Origin of the sequence: Caballeronia sp. LZ024 (assembly GCF_031451455.1) — a bacterium.
Taxonomy (GTDB): Bacteria; Pseudomonadota; Gammaproteobacteria; order Burkholderiales; family Burkholderiaceae; genus Caballeronia; species Caballeronia telluris.
Genome location: NZ_JARUXL010000004.1, coordinates 1,566,307 through 1,582,424, shown reverse-complemented (window position 1 = coordinate 1,582,424; position 16,118 = coordinate 1,566,307). Strand labels below are relative to the sequence as shown.

General features: G+C 60.8%; 14 protein-coding genes and 1 pseudogene. All 15 read left to right on the top strand.

Annotated elements, in window-relative coordinates; all coding sequences use genetic code 11:
• Positions 1-99: pseudogene (sdhB, locus tag QCE48_RS29265) on the top strand (succinate dehydrogenase iron-sulfur subunit); the annotation flags it as partial.
• A gap of 14 nt (positions 100-113) precedes the next feature.
• Positions 114-386 carry a succinate dehydrogenase assembly factor 2 gene (locus tag QCE48_RS29260; RefSeq protein ID WP_087632765.1) on the top strand — a complete coding sequence of 91 codons (273 nt, stop codon included), beginning with the start codon at positions 114-116 and terminating at the stop codon, positions 384-386.
• Between the two features lie 104 nt (positions 387-490).
• Positions 491-1,792, top strand: coding sequence for a citrate synthase (gene gltA / locus QCE48_RS29255; RefSeq protein ID WP_116566244.1), 1,302 nt, complete (start codon positions 491-493; stop codon positions 1,790-1,792).
• 393 nt (positions 1,793-2,185) lie between these two features.
• Positions 2,186-3,589, top strand: coding sequence for an undecaprenyl-phosphate glucose phosphotransferase (locus QCE48_RS29250; protein ID WP_309781838.1), 1,404 nt, complete (start codon positions 2,186-2,188; stop codon positions 3,587-3,589).
• Positions 3,590-3,701: 112 nt separating this feature from the next.
• On the top strand, positions 3,702-4,850 hold the full coding sequence (locus tag QCE48_RS29245) for a polysaccharide biosynthesis/export family protein (protein ID WP_404981891.1): 1,149 nt from the start codon (positions 3,702-3,704) through the stop codon (positions 4,848-4,850).
• On the top strand, positions 4,847-5,290 hold the full coding sequence (locus QCE48_RS29240) for a low molecular weight protein-tyrosine-phosphatase (RefSeq protein WP_309781839.1): 444 nt from the start codon (positions 4,847-4,849) through the stop codon (positions 5,288-5,290). The genes QCE48_RS29245 and QCE48_RS29240 overlap by 4 nt, the downstream gene beginning before the upstream one ends.
• A 1-nt stretch (position 5,291) precedes the next feature.
• On the top strand, positions 5,292-7,508 hold the full coding sequence (locus QCE48_RS29235; protein WP_309783742.1) for a polysaccharide biosynthesis tyrosine autokinase: 2,217 nt from the start codon (positions 5,292-5,294) through the stop codon (positions 7,506-7,508).
• 80 nt (positions 7,509-7,588) lie between these two features.
• Entirely contained in the window at positions 7,589-8,719 is a 1,131-nt protein-coding gene (gene wecB, locus QCE48_RS29230; RefSeq protein ID WP_309781840.1) for a non-hydrolyzing UDP-N-acetylglucosamine 2-epimerase, read from the top strand.
• 22 nt (positions 8,720-8,741) lie between these two features.
• A complete protein-coding gene (wecC, locus tag QCE48_RS29225; RefSeq protein ID WP_309781842.1) occupies positions 8,742-9,995 on the top strand; it encodes a UDP-N-acetyl-D-mannosamine dehydrogenase in 1,254 nt (417 codons plus the stop codon).
• A complete protein-coding gene (locus tag QCE48_RS29220) occupies positions 9,992-11,266 on the top strand; it encodes a flippase (RefSeq protein ID WP_309781843.1) in 1,275 nt (424 codons plus the stop codon). Before wecC ends, QCE48_RS29220 begins: the two co-directional genes overlap by 4 nt.
• Before the next feature lie 24 nt (positions 11,267-11,290).
• Positions 11,291-12,088 carry a glycosyltransferase family 25 protein gene (locus QCE48_RS29215; protein ID WP_404981894.1) on the top strand — a complete coding sequence of 266 codons (798 nt, stop codon included), beginning with the start codon at positions 11,291-11,293 and terminating at the stop codon, positions 12,086-12,088.
• A gap of 217 nt (positions 12,089-12,305) precedes the next feature.
• Positions 12,306-13,373, top strand: a complete 1,068-nt coding sequence (locus QCE48_RS29210; protein ID WP_309794372.1) for an O-antigen ligase family protein — start codon at positions 12,306-12,308, stop codon at positions 13,371-13,373.
• Between the two features lies 1 nt (position 13,374).
• Complete coding sequence (locus QCE48_RS29205; protein ID WP_309781847.1) at positions 13,375-14,490, top strand: glycosyltransferase family 4 protein; 1,116 nt, start codon at positions 13,375-13,377, stop codon at positions 14,488-14,490.
• Positions 14,457-15,302 carry a heparin lyase I family protein gene (locus QCE48_RS29200; protein WP_309794364.1) on the top strand — a complete coding sequence of 282 codons (846 nt, stop codon included), beginning with the start codon at positions 14,457-14,459 and terminating at the stop codon, positions 15,300-15,302. The genes QCE48_RS29205 and QCE48_RS29200 overlap by 34 nt, the downstream gene beginning before the upstream one ends.
• Positions 15,303-16,043, top strand: a complete 741-nt coding sequence (locus tag QCE48_RS29195) for a WecB/TagA/CpsF family glycosyltransferase (protein WP_309781849.1) — start codon at positions 15,303-15,305, stop codon at positions 16,041-16,043.
• The last annotated feature ends 75 nt before the right edge of the window (positions 16,044-16,118 follow it).

Here is a 16,118-nt window from a genome sequence, read left to right as displayed (position 1 = left end):
CATACGATCATGAACTGCGTGGATGTGTGCCCGAAGGGGCTCAATCCGACAAAGGCGATCGGCAAGATCAAGGAATTGATGGTGCGCCGCGCTGTCTGAGATGGACTACTGTCATGGGTGATACCCCGCATCAGTCCGACCCTCTACGCCGTGCGCGCCTTCGCTGGCGCGCCCGGCGCGGCCTGCTGGAAAACGATCTGATCTTCGAGCGTTTTTTCAGCCGATATGAGCATGACCTCAGTGACGCCGACGTGGCCGCCTTGACCCGCCTGCTTGAGCTGAGCGACAACGACCTGATGGACTTGCTGCTCGCGCGTAAGGAACCGGAAGGCGAACTGGCTTCGCCGGATGTGATCCGCGTGCTCGGGATGCTTCGATCCGCCTGATCTCGGCGGAAATTCGCAAAACCCCCGAAACTGCAGCTTTGCCGCGCAGCTCCGTCGTGCAAATTATCGAAAACCTGTTTCCATACTTCGATTGAGGATGTGCTATGACCCCGTCAGATGTTAAAGCCACGCTATCGTTCAGCGACAACTCGCCGAGCGTCGAAATGCCGATCTACAAGGGCTCGATGGGTCCGGACGTGATCGACATCCGCAAGCTGTACGGTCAGACCGGCAAGTTCACGTATGACCCGGGCTTCATGTCTACGGCGGCGTGCAATTCCGCCATCACCTACATCGATGGCGACAAGGGCGAGCTGCTCTATCGCGGTTTCCCGATCGAGGAACTGGCCGTCAACGCCGACTTCCTGGAGTCCTGCTACCTGCTCCTGAAGGGCGAACTGCCCAACGCGGCGCAAAAGACCGAGTTCGTCGACACGGTCACGCGCCACACGATGGTGCACGAGCAGATGCATTTCTTCTTCCGCGGTTTCCGTCGCGACGCGCATCCGATGGCGGTTCTGGTGGCGGCGGTCGGCGCACTGTCGGCGTTCTATCACGACTCGCTGAACATCAACGATCCGCGTCACCGCGAAGTCTCGGCGATCCGCATGATCGCGAAGCTGCCGACGCTCGTCGCGATGGCGTACAAGTTCAGCATCGGCCAGCCGTTCGTGTATCCGAAGAACGACCTGTCGTACAGCGCGAACTTCATGCACATGATGTTCTCGAATCCGTGCGAAGAGTACAAGGTCAACGACGTGCTCGTGCGCGCGCTCGACCGCATCCTGATCCTGCACGCGGACCACGAACAGAACGCGTCGACGTCGACGGTGCGTCTCGCGGGTTCGTCGGGCGCGAATCCGTTCGCGTGTATCGCGGCCGGTATCGCGTGTCTGTGGGGCCCGGCGCACGGCGGCGCGAACGAAGCCGCGCTGAACATGCTGGAAGAGATCGGCTCGGTCGACAACATTCCCGAGTTCATCAAGCAGGTGAAGGACAAGAACTCGGGCGTGAAGCTGATGGGCTTCGGCCACCGCGTGTACAAGAACTACGATCCGCGCGCCAAGCTGATGCGCGAAACGTGCCACGAAGTGCTGGAGGAACTGGGCCTGCACGACGACCCGCTCTTCAAGCTCGCGATGGAACTCGAAAAGATCGCGCTGGAAGACGAATACTTCGTGTCGCGCAAGCTGTATCCGAACGTCGATTTCTACTCGGGCATCGTGCAGCGCGCGCTGGGCATCCCGACGTCGATGTTCACCTGCATCTTCGCGATGGCGCGTACCGTCGGCTGGATCGCACAGTGGAACGAGATGATTGCCGATCCCGAGCAGAAGATCGGCCGTCCGCGCCAGTTGTTCATCGGTGAGACGCCGCGTGAGGTCAAGCCGATCGACAAGCGCTAAGCGCCTGACAGTACGCTGCACCGGCGCATGTTGCCGGTGCCGAAAGACTCAAACAAAACACCCCAATCGGTTCGCCGATTGGGGTGTTTTGTTTTTTATGCGCTTCGATGCATTGCGCCGATTTCCATGGACGCGGGTCTCGAGCTCCGGCTGCGCGCGTCGGAAGAACATTCGAGCGATTGGAATGGGCGCATATTGTTCGAGGAACGCCACTTGCCTTAACGGATATACATGATTACAGACAATTCTATGTAGCAAATTATGCGTTTTTAGGAGATGTCGCATTTTGTTTTGGTACGTCCAAACGTAGTATCGGTCCTCCTGCAAGGCGGCAGGTCGGGTAGCAGTCGATGACAAGCTGACGCACCCGGTGGGCGACGACCAGAACAATTCATGTCGGGAAAGATGAAACACAACAACGTGATGAACACCGCAACCGGGTGGGAACTCGAAGACGTCGTAGCACGCGTGTTCGATAGTGCCGCGATTGCGTTGTGCGCCATTGCGTCAACTGCGATCTTGCCGATTGGCACCAAACACATCATCGACGTGCCTCTGCTCGCATTGGCGAACATCGTCGCGCTTTTGCTTTTCCCCGTGTTCGGCATCTACCGGTCTTGGCGGGGTCGGTCAAAGCTCCGTCTGATTGCGACCGTCACGTTGGCATGGTTCGTTGTCCTCTGCATGGCATACGCGCTCAGGTCGGTGGCGCCGGAAGGCCTGCGGTTGTCGGCGTCCTGGCTCGCATGCTGGGCGATCAGTACGGGCGTCTTGCTCACTGCTGCACGCCTGGCCGGCCATGCCATGCTGAACCGCCTTCGACGTAGCGGTCGCAATCTGCGCAACGTGGCGCTGGTCGGAGCGGGGCAGCATCGTGACGACGTGCTCCGCAGGCTCGAGCTCGCCTCCGATTCCGGCTTCCGTGCGGCCGTCGTGCTCGACACCGACGCGCTCGACAAATCGAACCTCGACGTCGAACTCGATGCATTCGTACGCCGCGTCGAGAATGAATGTGTCGCGGAGATCTGGCTTGCGTTGTCGATCTTGGAGGGTCCTATCGTGTGCGCGCTGATGGAGCGCTTTCGCGACCAGTTCGTGAACATTCGCCTGATGCCGAACGTCCGGAGCCTGACTCCACTCGGGGGCGACGTCGTCGATCTGCTCGGCACACCCGCGGTCAACCTGATGGCATCGCCGTCGCCGCGTGCGTTGCTGGGAAAAGCCATCTTCGACAGATTGTTTGCCTGTGTCGTGCTCATCGCACTGGCTCCTCTTTTCCTTGCGATAGCGCTTGCGATCAAGTGCACTTCGAATGGACCGGTGATCTTTAAGCAACGTCGCAAAGGCGTGAACGGGTGCGTATTCAACATCTTCAAGTTCCGCACGATGCGAATTCACGCGGAGGAGAGCGGCCGGGTGACGCAAGCCACGCGCGACGATCCACGTGTGACGCGCATCGGGGCATTCTTGCGACGCACGAGTCTCGATGAACTTCCGCAGTTCTTCAATGTTCTCTGCGGCGAAATGTCGGTGGTCGGTCCTCGTCCGCATGCGCTTGCGCATGACGACCTTTATCAACATCTTGTCGGAGGATATATCCACCGGTACCGCATCAAGCCAGGTATTACCGGTTGGGCGCAGATAAAGGGATTCAGAGGCGAAACCGAGTTCCTCGAGAAGATGCAGGGGCGCGTGGATTGCGATCTCTATTACCTGCGAAATTGGTCGTACGAACTGGATCTGCAGATCATTCTCGGGACGATCCTAAAGGGATTCAGGGACCGCGACGCGTATTGAGGGCATAGCCGGTCTCAGGTTGACCAATCATGCATATCATTAAGTTCGGGTAACGAAATATCGTTCTTCTTTATAAAGAAGGGCGGGCAAGCGACGGAAGGCGGGTTAGTAGATGCAGTCGAAGATGGAACGAAACAAAGGAAGCGTGGGTGTATTTGGCAAGGGGTTGGCGCTGTTGATGGTGGTATCCACGATGTTGTCGGCGTGCACGGTTGCTCCGGGAATGCACATGCCGGAACCGGCGGGCGACGCGTCGAATGAAGGAGCGCAAACGCCGCAAGTTCCCTTCGACGAGATCAATCCGGCCTTGATCCGCCGCCTCCGTAACGATGCCAAAAAAAGTCACGAGTCGGCTGGAGTCGAGCTTTTCACCGCGTCAAAGGCTTACACGCTTGGGGTAGGCGACGTACTTCAGATCATCGTCTGGGACCACCCCGAGCTTGCCGCCGCGCAAGGCGCGCAAAGCGCCACGCAGGCGCGTCCGGCGGACGCGCCGACTGGCTTCGTGGTCGATCAGTCAGGCGACGTGCAGTTTCCGTATGCGGGCAATGTCAAGGCCGTGGGCCTTGGTGTCGAGCAGTTTCGCGCGCAACTCGTCCGGCAGCTTTCGCGGGTCTATCGCAATCCGCAAGTCACCGTGCGCGTGGCCTCGTTTCGCGCAAAGCAGACGTACATCGACGGAGAAGTGCGTTCGCCCGGCGCACAGTCCATCAACGACAAGCCGATGACACTCCTCGAAGCGATTGGCCGTGCCGGTGGCTTCAGCCCTCAGGCCGATCAGAGCCGGATGGTGCTGGTGCGTGACGGAGTTTCGCATTCGCTCAACCTGTCTGAGATGTTGCGGTACAAGCAGGACCCGTCGCGCATCGTGTTGAAAGACGGCGATCTGTTGCGCGTCCAGTCGCGCGACGAGAGCGGTGTGTTCGTGATGGGCGAAATCAACAAGCCGGCGACCGCGCTGCCGATGAAGAACGGCAAGCTCACGTTAAGCGATGCGCTCTCCCAGGGCGGCAGCCTCAACGCCGCATCGTCCGATGCAGCGAAGGTCTACGTGGTACGTGGAGCGACGGAAGATACCTCGCGCGTTTATCGGCTTGACGCGAGTTCGCCCGTATCCATGGTGCTCGCCAATCAATTCGAATTGCAGCCGAATGACGTCGTGTATGTGGACAGCACAGGCCTTGCACGCGCAAGCCGAGTCCTGATTCAGTTGCTTCCCGCCATCAACGCCGGTCTGACTGGCATCGTCGTGGCGAAATGATCAAGTCGATACTCGTGGTGTGCGAGGGCAACATCTGTCGCAGTCCGATGGCAATGGCGCTGTTCGCCCATCGTTTCGCGGGCGCACACGTCGTTTCGGCGGGCACCGGCGCGCTTGTCGGTGCTGGGGCGGACCCCATTGCGATCGAGTTGATGGCGGAGCGCGGAATCGACATCCGCTCGCATGTCGCCAATGCGATAGACGCGCGAATGGTGCGCGACGCGGACTTGGTTCTAACGGCCACTTCCTCCCAGCGACGAGACATCGAAAGCGCATTTCCCTTCGCGCGAGGACGCGTGTATCGGCTCTGCGAACAAGCCAATCGCGACGTCACGGATCCATACCGGAAAGGTCGCGCGACATTCGAAACGTCGCTCAAGGAAATTGAAGACGGCGTGCAACGCTGGCTCGACATCATCAATCGAACGAATCATAAATAGCATGGACTCTTCACTCATTTCACGAACGACTGGTGAGCGCAACGACGAATCGAGCCCGCGTGATTCGCTTCGAGTGATCGCGGACAACTGGCGATTGATCGCCATCACATCGGTCGCCGCGATTACGTTAGCGGCCGTCTACGCCGTTTTCGCACCGCCCGTCTATCGGGCCGATGCGCTCATTCAGGTGGAGCAAAGCACCCCCGACGCGTCCGATTCGCTTGGCGCGCTCGCGGCATTGTTCGACAACAAGGCCACCACTGCTGCGGAAATGGAGTTGCTCCGTTCGCGCCTTGTCTCGGGGGAGAGCGTCAAGCTGCTTCATCTTGACATCGAGGCGAAGCCGCGACGCTTCCCGCTCATCGGAGATGCGATTGCACGCTACATGGGCGCTGCAAGCGACACGTTGATCGAAGCGCCGTTCGGTCTCAAGCGGTTCGCGTGGGGAAACGAGAAGATTGCGATCTCGCAATTCGACGTATCGCCGCGCCTGCTGGAACAACCGTTCACGCTCGTCGCACAGGGTAACGGCGCCTATCAGCTGTTGTCGCCGAGTGGCGAGCGCATCCTTGATGGCAGGGCGGGGCAACTAGCCCAGGGAGAGTATTTGAACCGGCCGGTGCAATTGCTCGTCTCCGTACTGGACGCACTACCGTCCACACAGTTCACCGTCACGCACCTTTCCACGCAGCGCACGATCGACGCGTTGCGTGACGATCTCAAGATTCAGGAGACCGCACGGCAATCGGGCGTGATTGGCGTAGCGCTCGACGGACGCGATCCGGAGCGTACGGCCGATGTCGTGAACGAGATCACTCGCCAATACCTCAAGCAGAACCGCGATCGAAAATCGGCCGAGGCTGAACAGACGCTGGCGTTTCTAAACAAGCAGCTGCCTGAACTGCGCGCCCAACTCGAGGATGCGGAGCGCCGCTACAACGCGTATCTGCAAAAGCACGGAACGCTCAATGTTCCCGAAGAAGCGCGCTTGTTGCTGCAGCAGATGGTCGACACCAAGACACGCTTGAGCGAACTCGAACAGCAGCGTAGCGAGATGGTCGAGACCTTCAATGATGCGCATCCTTCCGTCACGGCGCTGAACGCGAAGATCGATGCGTTGCGGCGTATGTCCGACGATATCGCGCGGCAGTTGTCGACACGGCCGCAGACCGAGCAGGGGTCGCTGAGTTTGCTACGCGATGTGCGTGTCACGACCGAGCTGTATACCGGTCTGCTGAATCGTGCGGAGCAATTGCGGGTGCTCAAGGCGAGTCAGACGGGCAACGTGCGCGTGGTCGACACCGCGGTTGTCGAAGAACAACCCGTGCGTCCCCGGAAAGCGTTGGTGATCGCGCTCGGTGCCGTATTTGGCGTCGTGGCGGGCGTCGCGATGGCGTTCTTCAGAAAGAGTCTCTTGCAGAGTGTCGAAGATTCGGAGGACATCGAACGCGAACTGGGTCTGCCGATTCTCGCGGCGATCGCGCGCAGCGAGGTGCAGATGCGTATCGAGCGCGACAAGCGGCGTGGCGTGCAAGGCCGTCGTGTGCTGACAATCGTCGCCCCTGACGATATCGCGATCGAAGGCATTCGAAGTCTTCGTACCGCACTGCAGGTTGCGATGCTGGAATCTGCCAACAACGTCGTCATGCTGACAGGGCCGAGCCCTAGCATCGGCAAGTCGTTCCTTTCGCTCAACCTCGCGGCATTGCTGGGATCACTCGACATGCGCGTGCTGCTGATCGACGCCGATCTTCGCCGTGGCGAACTCGGCGACACGCTCGGATTGCAGCATTCGAAAGGCCTCGCCGATGTGCTGAGGGGCGCCGACCTCGAGTCCGCCATCCGGCGTGATGTCTTGCCGAAGCTCGATCTCCTGACGTGCGGTGCGCGTACCTCGGATGCAGCGGAGTTGCTGACCACGAGTCACTTCGGCGAAATGCTCGACCGGGTGAAATCGCGTTACGACCTGATCGTTATCGACACGCCACCGGTCCTTGCCGTCACTGACGCTTCGCTGGTGGGCAAGCATGCAGGCATCACTTTGATGGTCGTGCGCCATGCTCACCATTCGATGCGCGCGATCCGCGAGACCACGAAGCGCCTGAATCACGCGGGCGTCGCAGTGAAGGGGGTGCTCTTCACCGATGTCCCGCAGTCGCGGGTGGGCTATGGCGCCTATTCGACCGGACTCTACGAGTACAAGAAAAGAGCGGCTTGAGCCGCTTTTGCTAGCAAACGCGCGTCCCGTGGCCGCTAGGGCACGAGGGTGCGCGCAGACCCTGCACCATTGAGCTGATGATGAAGAAGCGAGTATTACTGGCGTTCGGCACCCGGCCTGAGGCCATCAAAATGGCGCCGCTCGTGCGATATCTGCAAAGCAGCGCGGCATTCGATTGCGGTGTGTGCGTAACGGGTCAGCACCGGCAGATGCTGGATTCGGTGCTTGGCCTTTTTGACATTCGCGCCGACTACGACCTGAACGTGATGAAGCGCAATCAGGATCTCTATGATCTGTCGGCGTCGATCATGCTCGGCATGCGGGACGTGCTCGACCAGTTTCGTCCGGACATTGTGCTCGTACACGGCGACACCACCACGACGATGGCAGCGAGCCTTGCGGCGTTCTACCGGCAGATTCCAATGGGTCATGTCGAAGCGGGACTGCGGACCGGAAACCTGCTGTCTCCGTGGCCCGAGGAAGCGAACCGCAAGCTGACGTCCGTGCTCGCCGAGCTGCACTTCGCGCCCACCACGCGCGCCCAGGCGAATCTGATCGGCGAGGGCGTTCGTGAAGATCGCATCGTCGTCACCGGGAATACGGTGATCGATGCATTGCTGATGGTGCGCGAGTCGCTCGAGCGCAACCCTCAACTTCGCCAGACCGCGGAGGCCAGCCTGCCGCCTCTTGCGACGGGGCGGCGCATCGTGCTCGTCACGGGGCACCGGCGCGAGAGCTTCGGAGATGGCTTCGAGCGGATGTGCAGCGCACTCGCCCAGGTCGCGCGACGTCATCCGGATGTCGATGTGGTCTATCCCGTGCACATGAATCCGAACGTTCGAGAGCCAGTGCAGCGTCTTCTCAGCGGAATTGCGAACGTGCATCTCGTCGAGCCGCTCGACTATCTGCCATTCGTTTGCCTGATGGACCGCGCCTATCTCATCGTGACCGATTCCGGCGGCATTCAGGAAGAAGCGCCGTCGCTCAACAAACCTGTACTCGTGATGCGAGATACCACCGAGCGCCGGGAGGCCATCGAGTCGGGCGCTGTGCGGCTCGTGGGAACGCAGGAGCGACTCATTGCGGACAGCATCACCGAACTTCTCGACGACGCCAGCGCATATCGGGCGATGACCGGTCGAAGCAACCCCTATGGCGACGGCAACGCGAGCGCACGAATCGAAGCCGCCCTTCGGGACTATCTGCATTAACGCCGCAACAGGAATGAGTCACATGCAATTCGAAAAGATTTCAGTCGTCGGTCTGGGCTACATCGGCCTGCCGACCGCCACGATGTTCGCGTCACGCCAGATCCCGGTGATTGGCGTCGATGTCAATCACGACACCGTGCAAACCATCAATCGTGGCGAGGTGCATATCGTCGAGCCCGATCTGGACATGCTGGTGCGCGCCGCCGTGCAGCAAGGATTGCTCCGCGCCACGGAAACGCCCGAGCCCGCGGATGCCTTTCTCGTCGCTGTTCCAACGCCTTTCATGGAGAACAAGCGGCCGGATCTCTCATATATCGAAAGCGCTGCGAAATCGATTGCTCCGGTGTTAAAGAAGGGCGACCTCGTCGTGCTCGAGTCGACTTCGCCTGTCGGCGCAACGGAACAGATGGCGCAGTGGCTCGCCGAGGCGCGGCCGGACCTGACTTTCCCTCATCAGGCTGGAGAGCAGTCCGATATCCGCATTGCGCATTGTCCCGAGCGCGTGTTGCCGGGATCCGTGATGCGTGAACTGATCGAGAACGACCGTGTGATCGGCGGCATGACGGCCCGCTGTAGCGAAGCGGCGCGTTCGTTGTATGGCGTGTTCCTGCGCGGTCGCAGCATCGTTACGGATTCGCGCACGGCCGAAATGTGCAAGCTCGCGGAGAATTCGTTCCGCGACGTCAACATCGCGTTCGCCAACGAGCTTTCGATGATCTGCGAAGAGCTTGGCATCAACGTATGGGAACTGATCGGTCTGTCGAATCTGCATCCGCGCGTAAACATTCTGCAACCGGGTCCGGGCGTGGGCGGACACTGCATCGCGGTCGATCCGTGGTTCATCGTCGACTCGGCGCCCGAACAGGCGCGTCTCATCAGGACCGCACGCGAAGTAAACGACACGAAGCCGAACTATGTGCTCGACAAAGTGCGGCGTGCGGCGCGCAAGCTGCGCGAACCAGTCGTCGCGTGCTTTGGATTGTCGTTTAAGGCCAATATCGATGACCTGCGTGAAAGTCCCGCGGTCGGGATCGCGCGCAGCATGTTGAACGATGGCTTTGGACGCTTGCTGGTGGTCGAGCCACACATCAATGAACTTCCTGCTTGCCTCGAAGGCGGTGAACTCGTTACGGCGCGCGAAGCGCTCGAACGCGCGGACATCGTCGTGCTGCTCGTCGATCACGCTCAGTTCACCTCCATCGATACCGACCGGCTGCAATCGAAAGTGGTGTTCGACACGCGCGGACTGTGGTCGAGCCGGCGTGTAGTGCCATGAAGCAAAGCGCGGCCGCCGGCCTGACCAGGAACCTCGCGACGATGTTGCTGTGGCAGATAGGCAACTCGCTGATTCCGCTCGCGACGTTTCCCTATCTTGCGCGCACGCTCGGACCAAGCGAATTCGGCGTTCTGGGTGTGGCGGCCGCGATTGTCGCCTATTGCACCATCCTCGCCGAATGGGGATTCAATCTTAGCGGTCCGCGCGCTGTAGTCGAATGTCGTCGATGCCCGGAAGCCCTCAACGCGCTGATCTGGTCGACGATGTCCGCAAAGGCTTGCTTGTGCCTGCTGTCGGCAGCGGTACTCGCGGTCGCCTTCATGCTGAACAGCTCGCTCGCATCGATGAAAGCGGTCGTGTTTTTTTCATGGCTTGCCGTGGCCGGAAATGTCATTACGCTGAACTGGCTGTTCCAAGGCCTCGAAAGCTTTTCGCTGTTCGCCACCGTATCGCTTGCCGGGCGTTTTCTAACGTTACCGTTGACCTTCGTGCTGGTGAAGAGCGGCAGCGACACAGCGGCCGCGGCGGCGATTCAGGCGGCCGCGCCGATTTTGACGGGCGTTCTGTCGCTTTGCATCGCATGGCAGATGGGCCTGCTAAAACGCCCCGTCGGTTCGTGGCGCCTCGTGTATGAGCGGCTTGCCCAAAGCGCACAGACATTCTTATCGACTGCATCCGTGAGTCTTTTCGGCGCGACCAACGCAATGATTCTCGGCTATGCCGGCGGCACGCATCAGGTCGGCATCTACGCGGCCGCCGACAAGATCAAGACCGTCGGCAACATGGTCCCGGCGCAACTCAATACGGTGCTTTATCCGCGCATCGCCCGGCTGTTCGCAGACGACCGGCGAGCCGCCGCACGTCTCACCGTCGCGGGCGCCGTCGCTACCTTCGCTCTTACGGCCGCGGGCGTCGTTCTTTGCGCGTTTCTCGCGAGACCGCTCATCGCACTCGTGCTTGGTCCAGGATACGCGGCATCGGCTGCGGTCTTGCAACTGCTGTGCCTCGCGACGCTCTTTGGCAACCTCGCCTATTTTCTCGGCCTGCAGGTGCTCGTTCCCTTCGGCGAAGAGCGTCATCGATCGATGGTAATGCTGTGTGCTGGAGGACTCAACGTCATGCTGGCGCTTGCGTTGACACCTCGTTTCGGCGCCGTCGGCGCGGCGGCATCGTTTGCGATTGCGGAGGCCGTCATTCTCGCCGTGTACCTTTGGGCGATCGTACGGACGGTGCGCATGAAGGCGCATTTCATGCAACTCGTCAAAGGCTAAGTACTGCGAATGTTTCAGGTTCATGTGATTTCCCTCGCGCGTTCGAATCGTCGGGAGGCCATCGCGAAGGTGCTCGCGCAACGCGGCGTCGCGTTTCGCATTGAAGACGCGCTCGATGCCCGCACGCTTACCGACGAGCAACTCCTTCTGTCCTACGATGACCGCGCCGTGCGCGCACGGTATGGCCGATCGATGACGCGCGCCGAAGTGGCTTGCTTCATGAGCCATCGCGCGGTCTGGGCGAAGATCGCGGCCTCGGGGCGCGGCGCCGTCGTACTGGAAGACGATGCATTGCTCGATGCCAAATTCTTCGACAGCTTCCTGCACATACCCGAGCGCGATCTGATCCGCATCGCGGATATCGTGCAGCTCGGACGATCGAAGCTTCGACGGGAGTCGGCGGCATCCGTCGCACTTCGAGAACCGCTGAGGCGCGCGACCTCCCTGGGTGGGATGCGCGTGGGTTTCCCCTTCAAGCAATGGACATCCGGCGCGGTGGGTTACTGGATTTCTGCGCAAGCGGCGCATGCAGCGCTCGATCATACGGCGGAGAGGATTTCGGCAATCCTCGACGACTGGCCCTTTCATCGCGACGAGATCGGCCTGCGGGTCGCGGAGCTGCGTCCCTACGTGGTGTGGGAGGCATTCGAGACAATGCCGAGCAGCATCGAGGCGGAACGTAGCGCCCGCATGCGCGAGCGCAACGTTCTGCATCACGCGCTACTCGCACCAGTGCGACTGGCACGCACGGTCATGCGTTGGCTCATCGTGTTGGCCTTGCATGTCAGTGCAAAGTCTGGGGCGGTGACACGCCATGAATAACGTGTCGCAACGCGTGCTATCCGGTGTGCTGGATCTTTCCCGTGACCGCGTCTCACGCCGTTCGGCGCGTCTCGCGTGTTTGATCTTCGCAATAGGAATGCTGCTGTCACCGGTCGGCGATCTGCTCAACATACGCGGCGCAAGCGGCAATCTCGACAATGGCGGCCGTTATTCGCTGCTCGTGAGAGGCTTGACCGTCGCGGGACTGATTGTCGCGATGCTGTTGAACGGGCGCCTGCGCGCATCGAACTGGCGCGTCGCGCTGTTGGCCGTGATCGGGATCGGCGCCGCTGGCGTGAACCTCGCACTCGGCGGCATGTCGGGCGAGGAATTCGCTGCGCAGACGGTGTTCATCCTCAAGGTGTTCTCATTCTTCGTCTACCTCGCTGCGCTTTCTCGACTGAACGGGCGCCAACTTGCGTTCCTCGAAAGGTTCGTCGTCGCGGCGCTCTTCGTGTACGCGGCAGCGATCATCGCGGGCGCCCTCTTTTCTATAGAAGCGTTCCGCAGTTACCAGGACGACACGCAGATCCGTTCGGGCTACAAGGGCATCGTCTACGCTCAAAACGAGGCGTCTGCATTGATGGTCGCCGGGCTCGCGTATGTGTATTCGCGAGTCCTCCGATTCGGCTGGCGACCGCTCGAAGGCGTGCTGGTCTTCTGTGTCTTCTGCGCTTCGCTGCTGGTGGGTACCAAGGCAGCGGCGGTGGGCGCGTGCGCCGTGTTCGTGGTGTATTGCTATGCCCGACACAGCGTCATGGGCGCCACGGTTCGCGCCGGGATCGCAATTGCATTGATCGCCGGCGTCGCGGTCACAGCATATCTGACGCTTCCCTCCATCGCCGACGCGGTCGATCTGAGCATTCGCTACTTCCTTTACCAGTACGACAACATGAGGAGTGAAAACGGACTTCTATCGATTGTCCTGTCGGGGCGCGACCTCAAGTTCGAGCAGATTGCAGGCGAAATCGCGCGCCTGGATTATCTGCCGCTCCTGACAGGAGGATTTCCGGTCGTGCGCTATTTGGTGGAGATCGACGTGCCCGACCTCGCGCTCTGCCTGGGAGTGCCCGTGTTCGTGTTCTACCTGCGGGCGTTGAAGCGCGGGTTCGTCGTTGCGCGCAGCGGACGGGTCGCGCGTTTCGGCACGCTGTTTTTCGTGGTCCTGCTGTTGATTGCGTGCACCGCAGGTCATGCATTGAATTCGGCCGTCGTTAGCCCGTTTCTCGCGGTACTGGCGACGATCGTTCAGCGTGGCGAAGAGCCGCGGACCCAAGGTGAATGAGATGTCGAGAAGCCCTAACACCATGCAAGACGAGGCGCGGCTCGTGCGCGTCCTTCACGTAGGGCCGGGGCGCGGTCAGCGCGGCGGGATCGCATCCGTGCTTGGCGAGCTCGGGGCGCAGCGCGACAGTATTGCGAAACACGCAATCGCGTTCTCCTTCTTCGAAACGCGAAGCTCGAAGGGATTGGCGGGCATGCTGCTGTTCTTCCTGCTTGACCTGCCGCGGTTTATCCTGACGATGACTCGCACGGATATCGTGCATTTCCACACTTCGGTGCGCGGCTCGTTCTATCGCAAGTATCTGCTTTGCCTGCTCGCGCGCGCCGCGGGCAGGAAGACGATTTTTCATTTGCATGCCGGAGACTTCACTGCGTTTGTCGATTCGTCGTCGGCGTGGGTGGCACGCGCCGCTGCGCACTTCATCGGGGGCGCGAATGCGGCGGTCGCGGTATCGAATGAGATCGCGCGCGAACTGCGCCGATTCCGCCACACGGATGACGACCTCTTTGTGATTGGCAACGCGGCCAGTGCATCGGAGGCGAGCGCGCACACGCAACCGGACAATGTCGAGCCTTACGTTGCGTTCGCGGGCCGCTTGACCGAGGCTAAGGGCGTGAACGACGCGCTAAAGGCGATTGCGCTTCTCAAGTCGCAAGGCTGCTACGTGCGCATGAAGCTGGCGGGAAGCGACGAAATCGAAGAGTGGAAGCGCGTCGCTCGCACATATGGCATCGACGATCGCGTCGAGTTTCCGGGCTGGCTCGACGGCGACGCGAAACGCATGTTCTACCAGAATGCGCGCGTGTTCTGCATGCCGAGCCACCACGAGTCCTTCGGTATTTCGACGCTTGAAGCGATGTATGCGCGGCTTCCGGTCGTAGGAACGCGACTCGGCGGTTTTCTCGATCTGGTCGAAGAAGGACGGACGGGCTATCTCGTCCCAGCCCGCGATATCGAGAGCCTGGCGCAGCGAATCCAGACATTGATGGACGAGCCCGATCTCGCCGCTCGTATGGGCGCCGCCGGATTCGAGCGTGCTCGAGAGCGCTATTCGTCGAGTGCCATGATCGCCAAATATGCGGATTGCTATCGGCGGGTCGCGGAGAAGAGCCGATGAGCTGTCGCACACTGCATAGCCTGCTCGCAGGTGTTCTCGTCGTTTTCAGCGTGGCCGGGTGCGCAGCGATTGTTTCTCCCTCCTATCGCACGGTGTACTCGACGGACTGGTCCGGAGGGATCGATTCGCGGATCGGAATTCAAAGCGCGACGCCCGGCGCGATCGAGGTCGTCGTAGATCCGAAGCGACCGGCGCGCCGCGCGGTGCGAACTTCGATTGCGATTGACGACGATTTCTCGCATGTGGCGAACGGATCGCCGCGAGCCGAGCTGGTCTTCTCACGCGTGGCGAGCATTGCGGGCGGCCGCGACTATCTGATTCGATGGAGCACGTATCTTCCGGAGACGCTCGTCTTCGATGCCAGGCAGGCGCAGATCATCACGCAGATTCATCAAGGTGCTGCGAGCGGTCCGCCGCCGATCATGCTGACACTCGACAACGCCACGTACACCTTCTCCGAGCGCGGAGGCCAGCATACGGAGCACGGCCGCGGGCCGCGTCTCTGTTGCGCCGCAGAGGACAGGGGGAAGTGGGTCGAATGGACGCTGCGCTACGTGCCGGATGCGACGGGCGCTCGCGCCGTCACACAGCTTTGGAAGGACGGCAGGATTGTTTACGACTCGAAGGGAGCACCCAACGCGTATCCGGACGATAGGCAAGCGTATTTCAAGCTCGGACTGTACAAGCCCGGCTGGCATCGCGAGATGTCGAAGATCGACCGGATGACCGTGTACTACGGGCCCATGTCGATCGAAATAAGTCGGGAAAATGATAAGTATAGCGAAGGAATATTGACGGAGTGGAGCAGGTAAGTGAAACGTATCGAAGTATTTGGATGCCCGATGGACATCGCGACCATGCAGGGAACAGTGGATGCCATCGAGCGGCGCATGGACAACGAGCAGTTTACACAGCACGTGGCGGTCAACGTCGCGAAGCTCGTGAGCATGCAGCGCGACCTGCAACTCGCGGAGTCGGTGCGTCAGTGCGACGTCGTGAACATCGACGGAATGGGCGTGGTTTTCGGAGCGCGCTTTCTCGGGCATGACGTGCCAGAACGCGTGGCGGGCGTCGACTTGTTTGACCAACTGCTTGCGATGTCGGCGCGGCGCGGGTGGCCTGTCTACTTTCTCGGCGCGAGCGAGGAAATCGTGCGCCGCACCGCGGAGGTGACGACCGCTGCCCATCCGGGTCTGCAGGTCGCCGGCTTCCATCACGGCTATTTCTGGCAAGACGAACGCGATGTCGTCGATCGCATCCGGCGCTCGGGCGCGCGATTGCTGTTCGTCGCGATTACGTCGCCGCTGAAGGAGAATTTCATCCAACGCTGGAAGGATGACCTCGGTGTGGATTTCGTGATGGGCGTGGGCGGCACGTTCGACGTGGTGGCGGGCAAGGTCTCGCGGGCGCCGCATTGGATGCAGCGCGCGGGCCTCGAGTGGTTCTTCCGCCTGGCGCAGGAACCGCGGCGTATGTGGAAGCGCTATCTCGGCTCGAACCTTCGCTTCGCGTGGATGCTCTGCGCCGCGCGACTCATGCCGCGCCGCGCCTGACGCGGGCATCGCGTCAGAGCATGATGTCTCGACGGCGGCGGCATCGCGGGCCACCGTCGCCGTTTGTAGCAGGCG

Bases quoted from the DNA above. Each gene is read 5' to 3' on its own strand.
- QCE48_RS29260 (WP_087632765.1), top strand. From the start codon at position 114: ATGGGTGATACCCCGCATCAGTCCGACCCTCTACGCCGTGCGCGCCTT.
- gltA (WP_116566244.1), top strand. From the start codon at position 491: ATGACCCCGTCAGATGTTAAAGCCACGCTATCGTTCAGCGACAACTCG.
- QCE48_RS29250 (WP_309781838.1), top strand. From the start codon at position 2,186: ATGTCGGGAAAGATGAAACACAACAACGTGATGAACACCGCAACCGGG.
- QCE48_RS29245 (WP_404981891.1), top strand. From the start codon at position 3,702: ATGCAGTCGAAGATGGAACGAAACAAAGGAAGCGTGGGTGTATTTGGC.
- QCE48_RS29240 (WP_309781839.1), top strand. From the start codon at position 4,847: ATGATCAAGTCGATACTCGTGGTGTGCGAGGGCAACATCTGTCGCAGT.
- QCE48_RS29235 (WP_309783742.1), top strand. From the start codon at position 5,292: ATGGACTCTTCACTCATTTCACGAACGACTGGTGAGCGCAACGACGAA.
- wecB (WP_309781840.1), top strand. From the start codon at position 7,589: ATGAAGAAGCGAGTATTACTGGCGTTCGGCACCCGGCCTGAGGCCATC.
- wecC (WP_309781842.1), top strand. From the start codon at position 8,742: ATGCAATTCGAAAAGATTTCAGTCGTCGGTCTGGGCTACATCGGCCTG.
- QCE48_RS29220 (WP_309781843.1), top strand. From the start codon at position 9,992: ATGAAGCAAAGCGCGGCCGCCGGCCTGACCAGGAACCTCGCGACGATG.
- QCE48_RS29210 (WP_309794372.1), top strand. From the start codon at position 12,306: ATGCTGTTGAACGGGCGCCTGCGCGCATCGAACTGGCGCGTCGCGCTG.
- QCE48_RS29205 (WP_309781847.1), top strand. From the start codon at position 13,375: ATGTCGAGAAGCCCTAACACCATGCAAGACGAGGCGCGGCTCGTGCGC.